Source organism: Campylobacter concisus (genome assembly GCF_002913225.1).
Lineage (GTDB): Bacteria > Campylobacterota > Campylobacteria > Campylobacterales > Campylobacteraceae > Campylobacter_A > Campylobacter_A concisus_J.
Map to the genome: position 1 here is coordinate 40392 of NZ_PPAW01000047.1, position 17461 is coordinate 57852.

A 17461-nucleotide genomic window follows, 5' to 3' on the forward strand; every position below is an offset into this window, starting at 1 on the left:
TCACCGCTGGATTTTATTTTAGCTCATTAAATTTAGTGTAAGCCTTTTATAAATTTTTAGTAAAAGCAAAATTTTACGCGAAAAATATCTCGCTTTTTAGACGAAGCAAACATAGATAGGCGCTTAGCACGCTTTGCTCTCTAACATAGTTGCGCTCCCCTTTTAAAAGTAGCCTCTCAACCTCGATGTTGCCATTTCTATCGCCAGCTGCGACATATACCGTGCCAACTGGCTTGCTAGCTGTGCCCCCACCAGGTCCTGCTATACCGCTAATAGCAAGCGCAAAGTCCGCATTTGTAGTGCTTAGCGTGCCTTTTATCATCGCTTTTACACAAGGCTCGCTCACGGCTCCGTAAGTATCTAAAATTTCATCCTCAACGCCCAGCCACTCGTGCTTTATGTGATTTGCATAGGTTACTAACGAGCCATCAAAGCTAGCTGAGATGCCGCCATATCTTGCAAATTTAGCCGCCGCAAGCCCAGCCGTGCAAGACTCAGCAAATGAAATTTTAAGCCCTTTTTGCATGAGCTTTTTTGCTATAAATTTGATCACATCTTTTTGTGGGATAAATTTTTGCGAAAATAGCGTTTTTACCCCTTGTAAAAAGCTCTCGATCTGGCCAAATTTATTGCTTTTTGCCCTTACTAGTATCAAATTTGGCAGGATCTGCGCAAGAGTGATATCAACTTCATAAGTTTTAGCAAGTGGTAGCATAAGGATCCTCGCGCTATCTGCGTCGATGTCTATTAGATGAAAGTAGCTAAAATCAGGCTCGTACTCGACTAAAAACTCGCCCAACTCTTCATTTGGATTAGCTTTTATGAGATTTATCTGGGCTTTATTTAGGCTGGCTAAGAAGCTATTTTTAGAGTAGTCTAAGCTATCTTTAAGTGCAAGCGTCGTGCTATCTTTTAGCTCGAGTGAGCCCCCAGTTAGCGTCGCTACGATCTTTGCGGCGATGGCAAAATTTTCATCCGAGCCAAAAATGCTTACAAAGTCGTAATCTTTTGATAAATTTTCGATGATAAAAGGTAGCTCTTTGCTATTTTTCGGAGCAAAACTAACCACTCCAAGCTCGCCAAAATGACCCTCGTAACTTTGAAAAATGTAGTTTAGAAATTCTCTATTTATCTCAAGATCTTCGCCTATTATCAAGATACTTTGTCTCATTTTTAAGCTCCTTTTTTTGCCTCATTATACTATTTTTCAGTGTGATTTAACCAGCACAGGTGTAAAATTAGCAAATTTTAAAATCAAGGTAAAAAATGGACTACAAAGAGACACTTTTACTCCCAGAGACAAATTTCCCGATGCGCGGAAATCTCCCACAAAATGAACCACAAAGACTAAAATCATGGTACGAAGAGCGCAAGGTTTATGAAAAAATGAAGAAAAATCGCCAAAATGCGGTTAAAAACTTCAACATCCACGACGGCCCTCCGTATGCAAACGGCCACCTACACATCGGCCACGCGTTAAATAAAATTTTAAAAGATATCATCACAAAAACGCATTATTTTTACGGCGAAAATGTCCGCTACGTGCCAGGCTGGGACTGCCACGGCTTGCCGATCGAGCAACAAGTCGAAGTAAAGCTCGGCGATAAGAAAAAAGAGCTTAGCAAGGTCGAGATCAGGGAGCTTTGCAGGCAGCATGCGAGAGAATTTATAGACATTCAGCGAAATGAATTTAAAAGCCTTGGCATCATCGGCGACTTTGAAAATCCATACATGACGATGAAATTTGAGTTTGAGGCTGACATCTACAAAGCGCTTTGCGAGATCGCTAAAAAAGGGCTTTTGGTTGAAAGAAGCAAGCCAGTTTATTGGAGCTGGGCAGCTAGATCGGCGCTAGCTGAAGCTGAGGTCGAGTACGAGGAGAAAGAGGACTATTCTATTTACGTAGCATTTGAGCTTGATGGCGACGCGCTAGAAAAGCTTGGCGTAAAAGAGGCAAGCGCTGTCATCTGGACGACCACGCCTTGGACGCTTCCAGCAAATCAAGCCATAAGCCTAAAGCCAGATGAAATTTATGTGCTAACGGCTGAAAATTTGATATTTGCAAAGCCACTACTTGAAAGCGTTGTGCAAAGCGGCCTAAGCAAGGGTGAGATCAAAAAAGAGTTTAAATCAAGCCTGCTTGAAAATACTCACGCGATAAACCCACTAAACGGCAGAAAGTCTAAATTTTTACTGGGCGATCACGTCATGATGGATGGGGGTACTGGACTTGTTCATACAGCTCCAGGACACGGCGAAGACGACTACTACGTCTGTTTGAAATATGGCTTTAGTGAAATTTTGATGCCAGTTGATGATGGTGGCTGCTACGATGAGAGCATAAAACATCACGGATTATTTAGAAGTGACGTGGTAGATGAGTTTGTAGGTATGCACATCTTTAAAGCAAATGAGAAAATTTTAGAGCTACTTGGCAAAAGCTTGCTTAGCGTATCTAAATTTAGACACTCTTATCCATTTTGCTGGAGAACGCACAAGCCTGTCATTTATAGAGCCACAAAGCAGTGGTTTATAGCTATGGACGAGGCTAAACTAGGTGGAAAAACGCTTAGACAAACAGCGCTAAAAGAGCTTGAAAAGGTTAAATTTTACCCAAGTGTGGGCATAAAAAGAATAGGCTCTATGATAGAAAATCGCCCAGACTGGTGCATCTCTCGTCAGCGTGACTGGGGCGTGCCGATCGCATTTTTCAGAGATAAAGCGACAAAAGAAGTTATATTTGACAGTGAAATTTTAGACCATATCGTGGCTATCTTTAAAGAAAAAGGCGCTGATGCGTGGTGGGCGTTAAGTATAGACGAGCTTTTACCAAAAGGCACAAAATACAAGGCTGAAAATTTAGAAAAAGTGATGGACATCCTTGATGTTTGGTTTGATAGCGGCTCGACATGGCATGCGGTCTTGCAAAGCGACAACTACGACGCTGGCAAATACCCTGCAAGCATGTATCTAGAAGGCTCAGATCAGCACCGTGGCTGGTTTCAAAGCTCACTTCTAGTAAGCACAGCTATAAATTCTCACGCACCTTACGAGAGCATACTAACTCACGGCTTTACAGTCGATGCTAAGGGCGAGAAGATGAGCAAGAGCAAGGGCAACGTCATCGCTCCACAAGACGTAGCTAAGACTCACGGCGTAGAAATTTTACGCCTTTGGGTTGGCATGAGTGATTATTCAAGCGACCTAAAAATAAGCGAAGATATATTAAAACAAATAAGCGAGCAGTACCGCAAAATCCGCAATACGATCCGCTTTTTACTAGCAAACGTAAATGATCTTGAGAGCCTAAATACAGAGTTTAACATCCTTGATAAATGGATATTAGCACGTGCTAAAAAGGTCTTTGATGAGGCGAGCGCTTGCTTTAGAAACTACGACTTTTCAAAGGGCTTTAACATCCTTTTAAATTTCCTATCAGCTGATCTTAGCGGCGTATATCTTGACGTTTGCAAAGATAGGCTCTACTGCGACGCAAAAGACGCTCCAAGAAGAAGATCAGCTCAAAGCGCAATGGCGATCATTACAAAGGCACTTTTGCCACTCATCGCTCCAACGCTTACTTACACCGTTGATGAGGTGATGGACTACGCTCCAAAGATCATCAAAGGCGATGCAAAAGACGCGTTTGACTTAGTTTATGAGCCGATCGTTTTTGATCTTAGCTTTGAAGATGAGCTGCTTTTTGCCAGCAGGGAGAAATTTAACGAGATCGTGGACGTTCTTAAAAAGGACAAAAAGATAAAATCAACCCTAGAGCTAAGCCTAGAGACCACAAACCACAACATCACAGGCTACGACGAGCGCGAAGTGGCTGACCTTTATATGGTAAGCTCAGTTAGGCCTTACGACGATAGTGAGCCACTAGCCGAGTTTGAGCTAGAGGGCGATAAATTTAAGATCATAGCAAGCAACCTTCACAAATGCCCAAGATGCTGGAAATTTAACGCTAGCAAAGAAGATGCGCTATGCCCAAGATGCGAAGAGGTCATAAGTGCTAAGTGAGCCAGTAAGCGCAACTATCATAATAGCAACGATCGCTGCGGTGGTCGTTGTTAGCTTGTTTGGCATATTTTTGGTTAATAAATTTAAAGGATAAAAATAGTGGTAACTTTAAAAGAAGCTTTGAAATTTTCAGCTGAAGAGATAAAAAATTTAAGAGCCGAGCTTGAGGCGAAGATCATAAAAGAAAAAGAGCTTGGCGCTTATGTCGAGCAGCTAGCAAATTTAGAGATCGCAAAACTAGGCGAGGGCGTGCCTATCGCTATAAAAGACAACATCCAAGTAAAAGGCTGGAGTGTCACGTGCGCTTCTAAAATTTTACAAGGCTACGTAGCACCATATAATGCAACCGTCATTGAGAAGCTACTTGGCAAAAATTTAGCTCCATTTGGCCGCACAAATATGGACGAATTTGCGATGGGAAGCACGACTGAGAGTTCATTTTACGGCAAAACACTAAACCCACTAAATCACGCTCACGTCCCAGGTGGCAGTAGCGGTGGCTCAGCAGCAGCAGTCGCAGCTGGCCTTGCAGTAGCCGCACTTGGTAGCGATACTGGTGGCTCGATCCGCCAACCAGCGGCATTTTGTGGATGCGTAGGACTTAAGCCAACTTATGGCAGAGTGAGCAGATATGGCCTTGGTGCCTACTCAAGCAGCCTTGATCAGATAGGACCTATCGCTCAAAACGTAGAAGACGCAGCCATTTTATATGACGCGATCGCTGGACACGACCCAAAAGATAGCACGAGCGCAGATGTGCCGTTTGTGAGCGTTAGCGACAAGATAGATGGCAACAAAAAGCTAAAAATTTGCGTCATCAAAAACTACGTAGAAAACGCAAGCGAGCAGACAAAAGTTGCTTTAAATTTAGCGATCGAAAAGCTAAAATCACACGGACACAGCGTAACTTACACAAATTTTGAAGACTCAAAATATGACGTTGCTGCCTACTACATCATAGCAACCGCAGAGGCAAGCGCAAATTTAAGCCGCTACGATGGTGTAAGATACGGCAGACGCGCAGATGCTAAAAATTTAAAAGAGCTATATGTAAATTCACGCTCAGAAGGCTTTGGCGAAGAGGTAAAAAGGAGAATTTTGCTTGGTACATTTGTGCTAAGTAGCGGATACTACGACGCTTACTACATCAAAGCGCAAAAAGCAAGAGCGCATATAAAAGCTCAGTACGAGAAAATTTTAGAAGAAAATGATCTCATCTTCATGCCAGTTGCTCCAAGCACAGCTTATAAATTTGGAGCACACAGCGATCCGCTTCAAGCCTATCTAAGCGATATCTACACGATCAGCGTAAATTTAGCAGGCCTACCAGCTATCTCTGTGCCAGTTGGTAAAGATGATCAAAATTTAAACGTGAGCGCCCAGCTTATCGCAAAAGCGTGGGACGAACAGACCTTGATAAATGGTGCTAAGAGCCTAGAAAATTTAATAAAAGGATAAAAATATGAAGATAGTAAAGAGAGCTTTAACATTTGAGGATGTGCTTCTTGTGCCGCAATACTCTGAAATTTTGCCAAAGCAAGTTGATGTAAAAACCAGGATCAGCAAAAACGTCACTCTAAATATCCCGATCGTCTCTGCTGCGATGGATACGGTGACTGAGCATAGAACTGCTATCATGATGGCAAGGCTCGGCGGTATCGGCGTCATCCACAAAAATATGGACGTCGAAAGCCAAGCAAAAGAGGTCAAACGCGTCAAAAAAAGCGAAAGTGGCGTCATCATCGATCCTATCTTTATAAATCCAGAAGCAACCGTGGCTGAAGCTCTAAGCCTTATGTCAGATCTTCATATTTCAGGCGTTCCAGTCATCGACAAAGACCGCAAACTAATAGGAATTTTAACAAACCGCGATTTGAGATTTGAGACAAATATGAGCACTTTGGTAAAAGACCGCATGACAAAAGCACCGCTTATCACTGCACCAAAGGGCTGCACGCTTGATGATGCGGAGAAAATTTTCTCTCAAAATAGGGTTGAGAAGCTACCTATCGTCGATAAAGACGGCAGACTTGACGGCCTTATCACTATAAAAGATCTAAAAAAACGTAAAGAGTATCCAAACGCAAACAAAGATAGCTACGGCAGACTTCGCGTGGCTGCGGCTATTGGCGTGGGTCAGATAGACCGCGCTAAAGCGCTAGTTGATGCTGGCGTAGATGTCATCGTCATCGACTCAGCTCACGGCCACTCAAAGGGCATCATCGATACTTTAAAAGAGGTAAAAGCAAATTTTAAAGTTGATGTCGTAGCTGGCAATATCGCAAACCCAGCAGCCGTAAAAGACCTAGCAGAAGCAGGAGCTGACGGCATAAAAGTGGGCATTGGACCAGGTTCGATTTGTACTACAAGGATCGTTGCTGGTGTTGGTGTGCCTCAAATTTCAGCGATTGACGACTGCGCAAGCGAAGCAGCAAAATATGGCATCCCAGTTATCGCAGACGGCGGTTTAAAATATTCAGGCGACGTGGCAAAAGCCCTTGCAGCAGGGGCAGCGTGCGTTATGGCTGGTAGCTTGCTAGCAGGTTGCGAAGAGAGCCCAGGCGAGCTTATAACATTCCAAGGTCGCCAGTATAAAGTATATCGTGGCATGGGCTCAATAGGCGCTATGACAAAGGGTAGCTCAGACCGCTACTTCCAAGAGGGCACCGCTCAAGATAAGCTTGTACCTGAAGGCATCGAGGGCCGTGTGCCATTTGCTGGCAGTATAAAAGATGTGATACATCAGCTAATAGGCGGCCTAAGAAGCGCTATGGGTTATGTCGGCGCAAAAGATATCCCAACTCTTCAAGAAAGAGCCGAATTTGTCGAGATAACAAGCGCAGGACTAAAAGAGAGCCACGTCCACGACGTAGTTATCACTCACGAGGCACCAAACTACAAAGTGAATTAGTGTTAGACCTGCAAACTAGAACTATTAAATTTAACGAGCCACTCTATCTTGAGAGTGGCCGTATGCTATCAAATTTCAAGCTTATTTATGAGACTTACGGCACGCTAAATGCTGATAAAAGCAACGTTATCGTAATCTGCCACGCCCTAACTGGCTCACACCACGCAGCTGGCACATACGCAGGCGATGAGAAAGCTGGCTGGTGGGACGGGCTAATAGGCAGCAAAAAGGCGGTTGATACGGATAAATTTTACGTTATTTGCGTAAATATCTTAGGCTCGTGCTTTGGCTCGACCTCGCCATTAAGCGTGGATCGAAGTAGCGGCAAAGAGTATCGGCTAAATTTCCCAGTCCTTGCCATAAGCGACGTAGTAAAGGCGCAGATGAGGCTATTTAGCGAGCTTGGCATCACAAGGGCAAGAGCCGTGATAGGCGGCAGTCTTGGCGGTATGCAGGCACTTTGCTATGCTATCGAGTTTCCAGAGTTTGCCCAAGATATCGTCATGCTTGCAAGCACCTACCAAACCAAACCTTGGGCGATAGCGTTTAATAAAATCGCCATCGAAGCCATTTTAAATGATGAAAATTTCAAAAAAGGCGAATACGACGCAGAATTTATAAGAAAAAATGGGCTAAAAGGCATGGCTTACGGCAGGATGGCAGGGCACATCAGCTTTTTAAGCCCTGATAGCATGGATAAAAAATTTGGACGAAACTACGTAGAAACTGACGGCCTTTACGATCTTTTTGGGCATTTTCAGGTCGATCGCTACATGGAGTATAACGGCTACAACTTCCCAAAGAGGTTTGACCCGCTAAGCTACCTATATATCGTAAAGATGATGAATATCTTTGACTGCACAAGGCACTATGATAGCCTAAAAGACGCCCTTGCACCGATCAAAGCAAATTTACACCTAATCGCATTCAAGGGCGATCTACTCTTTCCGCCAAGCTGCATGAGAGAAATTTATGACGCACTTTGCCAGATGGGGCGAGAAGATAGGACAAATTTTATAGAGATAGATAGCAACTACGGCCACGACGCCTTTTTGGTCGAGATAGAAAAATTTGATGGATATATAAAAAATATATTAAAAGGATAGAAAATGGAGCAAAAAGAGCAAAGTTTTGAAGAGAAATTAGCCCTTGCGGATAAAATTTTAAACGATCTAAATAAAGATGATGTGAGCTTAGAAAACAGCATAAAGCTGCACGAGCAGGGCAAAAAGCTCTTAAATGAAGCAAGAGAAATTTTAGAAAACGCAAAACTTAGCATAAAGCAGGTGGATGATGAGTAAAATTTGCGCCCTTCAGCTACCAACGCAGCCTTTAAGCGAGGCTAGGCTTGATTATTACCTTAAAATTTGCGCGGATGAAAACGCAAGGCTGGTTGTGCTTGGCGAATACGTGCTAAATAGCTTCTTTAAAGAGCTTGTCAGCATGCCAAAAAGCCTCATAAAAGAGCAGAGCGAGCGCAAAAAAGAGGCGCTATTTGCGATGGCAAAAAAGTATGATCTAAACATTATCGCACCTATCATAAATTTAAAAGGCAAGGAGGTTTTTAAGAGCCTAGCCAAATTTAGCCAAACTCAAGTAAAGCTATATGACCAGCAGATCCTCATGCCTTATGCGCACTGGAACGAGGCAAAATTTTTTAGCAACGCAAGCGAGGAGCTAAATTTACCTATCTTTATCTACGATAAATTTAAGGTTGGCGTCATGTTTGGCTTCGAGGCGCACTTTGACGTGTGCTGGGCGTATATGAGCGCTAAAAAGGTCGATATTGTGCTTGTGCCAACGGCTTGCACGTTTTTTTCTCAGGCGCGCTGGGAGGAGCTTTTAAAGGTTAGAGCCTTTACAAACAACCTCTATGTGCTTCGTGTAAATCGCGTGGGAAGCCACAAGAGCGAGGACGAGCAGTGGAGTTTTTACGGCGACTCGATGCTTATTAGCCCATTTGGTGAGGTCAAAAATAGACTTGGTAAAAATGAAGAGATGATGATCGATGAGCTTAGTAAAAAGGAGCTTAGCGAGGCTAGAAGCACCTGGGGCTTTATGCAGATAGAGGCAAAATTTAGGAAGTGAAACGCTGCGCCTGGGCTGAAAAGAGCGAATTTAGCAGGAGCTATCAGGGCTGCGAGCGGAGCAGGGCGGTCAAAGAAGATAGAGCGATCAAAAACCGCCTTAAAATTTACTCTCTGCCAAAAAAATGCCAAGGCTTTTTTGGAACTTTGTGCTGAGTTTGGCTCGTTTTATAACTACATCTATAAATTTACAAATGGCAAGCGCGTCATAAATAACATAAAAAGTGTCAAAGATATGCCAGCAAGTAGCGAGCTCTCAGAGCATATCTCAAAAGATATGAAAAAGCATGGCTTTAAATTTGTAGGTGCTATCATCATCTACTCGTTTTTACAAGGAGTTGGCGTCATAGACGATCACGAAAATGAGTGCTTTTGCAAAGGTAAAATTTAATGAAACGAAGCGAAGTTGAAAAATATATAAAAGAGAAATTTGACATTTTAGGTGAGCAAATTTTCCCAAAATATCCAAATTTTCGTGCCTTTCGTCACAAGAAAAATGAGAAGTGGTTTGCGCTGCTTTTAGATATAAGCGCTAGCAAGCTTGGTCTTGAAAGTGACGAGATGATAGAAGTTTTAAATTTAAAATGTAGCCCTGATCTAGCGATGGTGCTAGTTGATGAGAGGCAGATTTTTAAAGCATATCACATGAATAAAAAGCACTGGATAAGCGTAAATTTAAACTCCAAAATCTCACAAAAAACCGTTTTTGACCTGATAGATGAAAGCTTTAGCTTAAGCAAATAAAAGCCATTTTTCAGCCTTAAATTTAGTAGTTTTTGTTAAAATCACGAAAAACTTAAGGATAAAATTTGCAAGAGCTAAACAACGAGATAAGAAAAGTCCATTTCATAGGCATCGGTGGCATCGGCATCTCGGCCATCGCTAGATTTTTACACGAAAAAGGCCACAAGATAAGCGGTAGCGACATCAAAGAGAGCAAGACGACGCTTGAGCTAAAAGATGAAGGCATCGAGGTCATCACGCCACACTGCAAAGAGGCGATAAAAGACCAAGACTTCGTGGTCTACTCGGCCGCGATAAAAGAGGACAACATCGAGCTAGTCGAGGCCAGAAAAAAGGGCATAAAGTGCTTTTCAAGAAAAGAAATTTTGCCTTATGTGCTTGAAGATAAGTGCGTTTTCGCAGTTGCTGGCGCGCACGGTAAGAGTACGACTTCAGCGATGTTAGCAAGCCTAATAGAAGGCTCAGTCATCATCGGCGCCATCTCAAAGCAGTTTGGCTCAAATATGCGCTACGCCAAAAGCGACAACGTCGTATTTGAGGCTGATGAGAGCGATTCTAGCTTTCTAAACTCAAACCCATATCTAGCCATCGTCACAAACGCAGAGCCAGAGCATATGGAGCACTACGACTACGATCTAGCTAAATTTTACGCAGCCTATAAGGGCTTTTTGGAGCGCGCGAAAGTTAGAGTGATAAACGCTGAGGACGAGTTTTTGAGCACGCTTAAGCTTGATGCGATCAGACTTTATCCAAGCAGTGATATCACTGAGCTTACGATGGTGGTAAGAGATTATCAGCCATACACCAGCTTTAACCTTAAAAATTTAGGCAAATTTGAAGCCTTTGGCATGGGCGAGCACATCGCTATAGACGCATCTTTGGCTATTCTTGCTGCGATGCACGAGACGCCGCTTAAAGACATAAGAGAAAATTTATTAAATTTTAAAGGCATCAAAAAGCGTTTTGACATACTTAGCGCAAACAAAAATTTCGTCCTAATCGACGACTATGCACACCATCCAACAGAGATAAAAGCGACACTAAAATCAGTCTTTGAATACGCCAAAATTTTAGGTATAAACAGCGTAACAGCGATATTTCAGCCACACCGCTACACAAGACTTAGCACAAATTTACCTGGCTTTAAAGAGTGCTTTAAAGGCGTTGATGAGCTTGTCATCTTGCCAGTTTATGCAGCTGGAGAAAATCCGATCGAAGTTGATATGAAGAGCGAATTTAGCGAGTATAACCCGATCTTTACAGACAAGGTCGAGAGGGTTGAAGAGGGGATAGAATTTACAGATGAATTTGGCGTGAAAAACCGCCTAAGTGACGGCATCGTAGTTGGCTTTGGAGCGGGCGATATCAGCGTGCAGTTAAGAGGCGGATATTAATGGATCTAAGTAGTTTCAAGCCTCAAGATGAAAATGAAATTTTAAAAGAGATAAAAGAAAAAGAGCTAAGTGAAGAAGAAATTTCAAGCCTTATAAATTTAGGCAAAAAAGATATCTTGATAGCTCTTGCAAGGTCACAAAAGCTAAGTAGCGCCCAGATAAAAGAGATGCTGCCAAATGCCACATATCTAGCCGTTTGCTTGCTGGTTGAAAAGCAAGATATCAGCGAGGTTAGGGCTGAAATTTTAGAAAAGATCAAGCCTCATGCTGAGCTTTACAAAGAGCTCATCGCAAAGTATAAAGGCGTGAAATGGTAAGAAATTTGATAATAATCGCCGGCGTGATGCTACTTTTTGGAGCTATCTGGGCGATAAAAGATGAAAAGATCAGCAAAAGCATAAAAGCGCTCGTTAGCGCGGTGCTTGTAGCGATCCTTGTTTGCGTCTATTTTTACGAGCAAAATTTATCAAAAAATGAGGACGCCATCTCAAAGCTAGTTAGCGATTTTAAACAGGGTAAAACACTAAAATGTGGAGAATACAACGTAAGCGCTGAGAAATTTAACTACGAATTTGGCACGGCGTCATTTTTGCCAAAACGAGAATTTAGCGATCTATCAGGCGTTATCGTGCCTATAAAAAGTTGTGAGCAATGACTGAAGAGATATTTTTAAAGCTAGATCTGGGCGAGTATCTGGATAAATTTAACTCCTTTTTAGCAAGGCAAAAACCGCTATTTTTACAAGGCGACAGCAAAATCCACTTTGAAAACATCAGCGAGCTTTCAAAGTATGATTTTAAGGCGCCTGACGAGATAAAAGAGCTTGATGACGCGCTTATGAGACTTAGCAAGCAAGCAGTGCTTCACATCAGTGAAATTTACGAGTTTGCAAAGATCATTAAGTATTTTTCATATCTAAAAAAGCAAAAATTTGAAGGCAGGCTTGGCGAGTGGATCGCAAAGGTTGAAATCCCTGAAGCGATGAGCCAGATGGCAAACAGCTTTGATGAAAACGGCGAGTTTAGCGACAGCGTGGATGAGAGATTTGCTGCGATAAAGCAGGCTTTTAGCGAGAAAAAACGTCAGATTGACGCTGAACTTAAAAAGCTCATCTACTCAAAGCACATCACGCCCTATCTAGTCGATACCCAGACGCACTACATCAACTCGCAAGAGGCACTTTTGGTGCGTGGCGGCTTTAACCACGCCCTAAAAGGCACCGTCATCGCTAGAAGCTCAGGCGGCTACTTCTACGTCGCACCTGCAAGCACCGAGCGCCTAAAAAAGGAGCAAAGCGAGCTGCTTGATAGAAAAGAGGAGATCATTTTTGAGCACTGCAAGAAATTTAGCCTGCAGATGAGCAAGAGCCTGCTTTTTTTGAAATTTATAAATAACGCTTTTGATCAGTTTGACGCGTATCAAGCTCGTGTAAATTTGGCTAGATCACGTGACTATGAGTTTGTTTTGCCAAACAGCTCGCACGTCATAAAGCTTGAGAAATTTGCCCACCCAGCGCTAAAAAACCCAAAAAGCGTGAGTGTGGATTTTAGCAAAAAGGTGCTTCTCATTACTGGCGTAAATGCTGGCGGTAAGTCGATGCTTTTAAAATCAATCATCTCAGCCACGCTGCTTGCAAAGTATCTGCTGCCTATGCGTATCGACGCAAACCGCTCAAGTATCGGCTCTTTTAAAGAATTTGACGCGATCATAGAAGATCCGCAAAGTGTGAAAAACGACATCTCGACCTTTGCTGGCAGGATGGTGCATTTTGCAAGGCTTTTTACTAAAAAATCAATCATCATCGGCATCGACGAGATCGAGCTTGGCACCGATTTTGAGGAGGCTGCGAGCTTGTATGGCGTCATGATAGAGCGTCTCATCACTCAAGATATCAAAATGATCATCACGACCCACCACAAGCGCCTTGCGATGCTATTAGCTAAAAATCCAGAGGTTGAGCTAGTGGCGGCACTTTACGACGAAGCGGCTCAAAGGCCTAAATTTGAGTTTTTAAAGGGCACGATCGGCAAGTCTTATGCCTTTGAAACGGCGGCAAGATACGGCATATCTCAAAATTTAGTGGCGCAGGCAAAGAAAATTTACGGCGAAGATAAAGAGAATTTAAACGAGATCATCACAAAGACGCTAAATTTACAAACCAAGCTTGATGAGGGGATAAAAGAGGTCACGGCAAAAGAGGAGCGGCTGGAGCGCTTGCTTGAGGAGCAAAAAGAGCTAAAAGAGAAAAATGAGATCAGGCTAAATGCGACTATTTCGCGCCTAGAAAAAGAGTATTATGAAGCGATAAATGCGGCAAAAGCTGTTATAAATTTCAAAGACATTAAAGACAAGCAAAGGGCGCTAAACGTGGCAAATGAGAAAAAAGCCGCCATCGTTAAGCCTAAAAAAACTGAGCGTGAGAGCCTAAAAGTAGGCGATAGAGTGAAGTATGAAAATATCAAAGGCACGGTTTTAAGCATCTCTAAAAATGATGCGATGATCGAGTCAAATGGCATAAATTTACGTGTGCCACTAGAGCTTTTAAGAAAAAATGGCAACGAAGTGGTCTTGCCTAAAAAAGGAGGAGTAAGTTTAAGTGTTGATAAGCCAAAAACGGCCTCGCTTTCGCTTGATCTACACGGCATGAGAGCTGACGAGGCGATAGCTAAGCTTGATAAATTTATCTCAGATAGTCTTGTTATGGGATTTGATGAGGTTAGCGTATTTCACGGCATCGGCACTGGCAAGCTCGCCTTTGCTGTTAAAAATTTCTTAAAAGAGCATCCAAGCGTGAAAGAATTCCACGATGCACCGGCAAATCAAGGCGGATACGGTGCTAAGATAGTTAAACTTTGAGCTAAATTTTTAATTAAAAAATGAAAGAAAATTTTTATTTAGCTTGGATATAATCCAGTAGAAAAATTTAAATTTAAGAAAGGAAGTTTAAACTTTATGCCAGGTGACGAATCGCAAAAAAAGCACTTTAGTATGGTTAAAACCGTCACTTTGGTCGTGGTTTTGCTTTTTGCTTTCTTTGTAATTGAAAATTTAACTGTCTATTCATATAAATACAATAACGCGCTCTCTACAAACAACTTTGGCCTCAAAAAAAAGACCGAGTATCTAACATCTCAATATGTAAATTATCTTAAAAATATAAGTAAATTTAATATTATAGATTTTCAAAATTATATAACCGACAACGCTGTTGGCGATGTCTTTTTGCTAAAAGAAAATGGCAAAAACGGCTTTAAGATAGAGGCCTCTTCAAACAAAAGCCTCGTAAATAAAGACTACGAAGACAAGAGCTGTGGCGACATCTACTCGCATGATTTTCAAAAGGATTATTTTTGGGCTGAAATTTTGCCAGAAAACAGCGCCAAAGTATGTATGTTTGTCGCCGTGAACGACTATATTTTAGGCTTTAAAGCGCATATCGATCAAAGGATAACTGGCACTAGCGATGAATTTTATTTTCAGTGGCTGATGAAAAACATGGCTGTCACTTTGATCTTAAGCTCGATTGGTCTATTTTTAGGGCTTGCGGTCTGTCTTTGGTTTGTATTTAAGTATCTAAACATCAAATTTGACTATCTAAAAGTAAAAGAAGAGAGCACTACTAAGATCGCCCAGCTACAAGAGAAGCTATATATCGATCCGATGACAGGGCTTTTTAACAAGGCAGCACTCATAAAAGATGTGAGCGAGTATAAATATCCAAAAGTGATACTTATGGATATCGATGATTTTGGCAAGATGAACGACTACTACGGCAAATACGTTTGCGATCAGATCTTAAAACAGATGGCTAATCTCATCAAAGAATTTGCAAAAAATGAGAATATGAAGGCTTATTGTATCGAGGCGGACAGATTTGCTTTGGTCGAAGATAATAACGACTTTATCGACAGATACGAGGAGCTAGCTGAAAATTTACTAGATATCTTTAAAGGCAGGATGCTTAGCATAAAAGATGAAAATGGCGTAGAGGTCGATGATATAGAAATTCACAACACCATAGGCTTTGCGCTTGATAGCGATCAGACTTTAAGAAAGGCAACCATCGCGCTAAAATCAGCCAAAACGCTTGATAAAGACTATGTTTGCTACTTTAAAGGGCTAAGTCAAAAAGATGAATACGCAAATCAGATCGAGCGCTCAAAGCTGATCCAAAACGCTACGATAAACGATAACATCGTGCCGTATTTTCAGCCGATATTTGACGAGAAAAAGATCCCTATAAAATATGAATGCTTAATAAGAATTTTAGACCGCGACGATGTCATCTCGCCAAGCGTATTTTTGGATATCTCAAAGCGTATCAAGCGTTACGCAGACCTTGAAAAACAGCTCATTAAAAAGTGCTTTGAGCACCTCACTGAAGATCCAAATTTGGTTCTTTCTATAAATTTAAGCAGCCGAGATATGATAGATGGCGACGTTAGCGCACTTGTTTTAAATTTACTAAACAAGCACAATGTCGCTGGCAGGATAGTCTTTGAGATAGTCGAAGACGAGGAGCTAAAGAGCGCTGAGCGCGTCTCAGTCTTTGTTGAGCGTGCAAAGAGCATGGGCGCTATGATAGCGATCGACGACTTTGGCTCTGGCTACTCAAATTTCTCTTACATCATAAAGATCAAGCCAGACTACGTGAAGATCGATGGCTCTATCATCAAAGATATCGATATCAATAAAGACTCATACGCTATCGCAAGCGCGATCGTGGCATTTGCAAAGGATCTTGGCATAAAAACGATCGCGGAGTATGTTCATTCTAAAGAAATCTTTAACGTCTGTAAGGAGATAGGCATCGACGAATTCCAGGGATTTTACTTGGGAATTCCTTCTAAAAAGGCGTTTTAGTGGTAGTTGGCTTTTTAAAAGAGCTTTTAAGCTTTCGTTCTATCACGCCAGATGATGCAGGCAGCTTGGAGTTTATCGCTAAATTTTTGCCTGATTTTGAGGCTAAATTTATAGAAAAAAATGGCACAAAAAATCTCATACTTTCTAAAATTTATGGAGACGGCGAACATCTAGCCTTTGCAGGACACGTTGATGTCGTGCCTCCAGGAGATGGCTGGGAGAGCGAGCCATTTACCCCACTAGAAAAAGATGGCTATATCTACGCAAGGGGTGCTCAGGATATGAAAAGTGGCGTGGCTGCCTTTGTTTGTGCTGCTAAAGAGGCTAAATTTGATGGCAAGTTAAGCCTCATCTTAACAAGTGACGAAGAGGGCGATGGCACTTATGGCACACCTTTGGCACTTGAATATCTGCGAGAGATAGGGGATCTGCCCAAATTTTGCGTCGTGGCTGAGCCAACTTGTGATAAGAAATTTGGCGATAGCATAAAGGTCGGCAGACGTGGCTCGATAAATGGTAAGATCGTGATAAAGGGTGTTCAAGGCCACGTGGCGTATCCAGAAAAATGCGTAAATCCAGTAAATTTGATAGCCCCACTTTTAAGCAAGATAGCTGATCACGATATGGACGGCGGGAGCGAGTTTTTTAGCCCAAGTAAGATCGTAGTGACGGACATTCGTGGCGGCATGCAGGTTTGCAACGTCACGCCAAGCGAGCTTAGCATAATGTTTAACATTAGAAACTCAAATTTAACTGACGCAAATGACGTCGAAAGCTATCTTAGAAGCGTTTTAGATGGGCTTAGCTACGAGCTAAGTGTAAAGCAAAGCTCGAAGAGATTTTTAACGAACAAAGATAGCAAGATCGTAAAAAATTTAATGGCATCTGTTACAAAGATCACTGGTGTTACGCCACTTTTAAACACAAAGGGCGGTACGAGCGATGCAAGGCATTTTGCTGAATTTGGCGTAGATGCGATAGAATTTGGCGTCATAAATGACCGCATACACGCCAAAAACGAACGAGTTAGCGTTGATGAAATAAATAAACTTTATGAAGTTTTTAAAGACCTCATAGAAAATTTTTATTAATCTCTTTTTTATTAAATAGTTAAATTTAAACGCCATTGCTAGTGTTTTGTTGGCTTGTTTGCTGGCGTTTTTGTAGGGCGAACTTTTAAGAAAAATGGCTACATTTTGCCTGAGAGCAAAACTGCTTCATTATATAGACCATGCTTATTACCGCAACCACTGCTAAAATGGTGATCGTTATTATTAGAAGCGTCTGTTTGTCAGGATTTGAGCCTAGAAAATAGCCAACTCCAAGTAAAACAGCACACCAAGCCCTAGCGCCAAGTGTGGTAAATAGGCAAAACTAAAAATATTCATCTTAGCAAGCCCAGCTGGCAGGCTGATATACTACGAATTTCAGAGATTAGG

16 protein-coding genes are annotated in these 17461 nt (G+C 42.1%); 15 read left to right on the plus strand and 1 reads right to left on the minus strand.

What is annotated here, in order from left to right:
- Positions 1–73: 73 nt before the first annotated feature.
- Positions 74–1171: a CinA family protein gene (locus CYP26_RS08030; protein ID WP_103631024.1), complete on the minus strand. Its 1098-nt coding sequence runs from the start codon at positions 1169–1171 to the stop codon at positions 74–76.
- A 95-nt stretch (positions 1172–1266) separates the two neighbouring features.
- Here CYP26_RS08030 and ileS point away from each other — a divergent pair, with 95 nt between their 5' ends.
- The 15 genes from ileS to dapE all read left to right on the plus strand — a co-directional run bounded on the left by ileS (position 1267) and on the right by dapE (position 17113).
- On the plus strand, positions 1267–4023 hold the full coding sequence (ileS, locus tag CYP26_RS08035; protein WP_103631025.1) for an isoleucine--tRNA ligase: 2757 nt from the start codon (positions 1267–1269) through the stop codon (positions 4021–4023).
- A 99-nt stretch (positions 4024–4122) separates the two neighbouring features.
- A complete protein-coding gene (gene gatA, locus CYP26_RS08040; protein ID WP_103631026.1) occupies positions 4123–5481 on the plus strand; it encodes an Asp-tRNA(Asn)/Glu-tRNA(Gln) amidotransferase subunit GatA in 1359 nt (452 codons plus the stop codon).
- A gap of 4 nt (positions 5482–5485) precedes the next feature.
- The gene (guaB, locus tag CYP26_RS08045) at positions 5486–6934 is read left to right on the plus strand and encodes an IMP dehydrogenase (protein ID WP_009294929.1); all 1449 of its coding nucleotides are present in this window, start codon (positions 5486–5488) and stop codon (positions 6932–6934) included.
- Complete coding sequence (gene metX / locus CYP26_RS08050) at positions 6934–8040, plus strand: homoserine O-acetyltransferase MetX (RefSeq protein ID WP_103631027.1); 1107 nt, start codon at positions 6934–6936, stop codon at positions 8038–8040. The genes guaB and metX overlap by 1 nt, the downstream gene beginning before the upstream one ends.
- 3 nt (positions 8041–8043) lie before the next feature.
- Positions 8044–8235, plus strand: coding sequence for an exodeoxyribonuclease VII small subunit (xseB, locus tag CYP26_RS08055; RefSeq protein WP_004317712.1), 192 nt, complete (start codon positions 8044–8046; stop codon positions 8233–8235).
- Positions 8228–9022 carry a carbon-nitrogen hydrolase family protein gene (locus CYP26_RS08060; protein ID WP_103631057.1) on the plus strand — a complete coding sequence of 265 codons (795 nt, stop codon included), beginning with the start codon at positions 8228–8230 and terminating at the stop codon, positions 9020–9022. The genes xseB and CYP26_RS08060 overlap by 8 nt, the downstream gene beginning before the upstream one ends.
- On the plus strand, positions 9019–9177 hold the full coding sequence (locus CYP26_RS10530; RefSeq protein WP_258031459.1) for a hypothetical protein: 159 nt from the start codon (positions 9019–9021) through the stop codon (positions 9175–9177). The genes CYP26_RS08060 and CYP26_RS10530 overlap by 4 nt, the downstream gene beginning before the upstream one ends.
- The gene (locus CYP26_RS10535) at positions 9161–9412 is read left to right on the plus strand and encodes a DNA-3-methyladenine glycosylase I (RefSeq protein ID WP_258031460.1); all 252 of its coding nucleotides are present in this window, start codon (positions 9161–9163) and stop codon (positions 9410–9412) included. Before CYP26_RS10530 ends, CYP26_RS10535 begins: the two co-directional genes overlap by 17 nt.
- The gene (locus CYP26_RS08070; protein ID WP_103631028.1) at positions 9412–9765 is read left to right on the plus strand and encodes an MmcQ/YjbR family DNA-binding protein; all 354 of its coding nucleotides are present in this window, start codon (positions 9412–9414) and stop codon (positions 9763–9765) included. Before CYP26_RS10535 ends, CYP26_RS08070 begins: the two co-directional genes overlap by 1 nt.
- A gap of 86 nt (positions 9766–9851) precedes the next feature.
- The gene (gene murC, locus CYP26_RS08075; protein WP_103569250.1) at positions 9852–11159 is read left to right on the plus strand and encodes a UDP-N-acetylmuramate--L-alanine ligase; all 1308 of its coding nucleotides are present in this window, start codon (positions 9852–9854) and stop codon (positions 11157–11159) included.
- On the plus strand, positions 11159–11476 hold the full coding sequence (locus CYP26_RS08080; RefSeq protein ID WP_103569106.1) for a hypothetical protein: 318 nt from the start codon (positions 11159–11161) through the stop codon (positions 11474–11476). Before murC ends, CYP26_RS08080 begins: the two co-directional genes overlap by 1 nt.
- Entirely contained in the window at positions 11470–11814 is a 345-nt protein-coding gene (locus CYP26_RS08085) for a hypothetical protein (RefSeq protein ID WP_012140349.1), read from the plus strand. Before CYP26_RS08080 ends, CYP26_RS08085 begins: the two co-directional genes overlap by 7 nt.
- Entirely contained in the window at positions 11811–14015 is a 2205-nt protein-coding gene (locus CYP26_RS08090; protein WP_103631029.1) for an endonuclease MutS2, read from the plus strand. Before CYP26_RS08085 ends, CYP26_RS08090 begins: the two co-directional genes overlap by 4 nt.
- 96 nt (positions 14016–14111) lie before the next feature.
- Positions 14112–16022, plus strand: coding sequence for an EAL domain-containing protein (locus CYP26_RS08095; RefSeq protein WP_103631030.1), 1911 nt, complete (start codon positions 14112–14114; stop codon positions 16020–16022).
- On the plus strand, positions 16022–17113 hold the full coding sequence (gene dapE, locus CYP26_RS08100) for a succinyl-diaminopimelate desuccinylase (RefSeq protein ID WP_103631031.1): 1092 nt from the start codon (positions 16022–16024) through the stop codon (positions 17111–17113). Before CYP26_RS08095 ends, dapE begins: the two co-directional genes overlap by 1 nt.
- Positions 17114–17461: the final 348 nt, after the last annotated feature.

Bases quoted from the DNA above. Each gene is read 5' to 3' on its own strand.
- CYP26_RS08030 (WP_103631024.1), bottom strand. From the start codon at position 1,171: ATGAGACAAAGTATCTTGATAATAGGCGAAGATCTTGAGATAAATAGA.
- ileS (WP_103631025.1), top strand. From the start codon at position 1,267: ATGGACTACAAAGAGACACTTTTACTCCCAGAGACAAATTTCCCGATG.
- guaB (WP_009294929.1), top strand. From the start codon at position 5,486: ATGAAGATAGTAAAGAGAGCTTTAACATTTGAGGATGTGCTTCTTGTG.
- xseB (WP_004317712.1), top strand. From the start codon at position 8,044: ATGGAGCAAAAAGAGCAAAGTTTTGAAGAGAAATTAGCCCTTGCGGAT.
- CYP26_RS08060 (WP_103631057.1), top strand. From the start codon at position 8,228: ATGAGTAAAATTTGCGCCCTTCAGCTACCAACGCAGCCTTTAAGCGAG.
- CYP26_RS08070 (WP_103631028.1), top strand. From the start codon at position 9,412: ATGAAACGAAGCGAAGTTGAAAAATATATAAAAGAGAAATTTGACATT.
- CYP26_RS08080 (WP_103569106.1), top strand. From the start codon at position 11,159: ATGGATCTAAGTAGTTTCAAGCCTCAAGATGAAAATGAAATTTTAAAA.
- CYP26_RS08085 (WP_012140349.1), top strand. From the start codon at position 11,470: ATGGTAAGAAATTTGATAATAATCGCCGGCGTGATGCTACTTTTTGGA.
- CYP26_RS08090 (WP_103631029.1), top strand. From the start codon at position 11,811: ATGACTGAAGAGATATTTTTAAAGCTAGATCTGGGCGAGTATCTGGAT.
- CYP26_RS08095 (WP_103631030.1), top strand. From the start codon at position 14,112: ATGCCAGGTGACGAATCGCAAAAAAAGCACTTTAGTATGGTTAAAACC.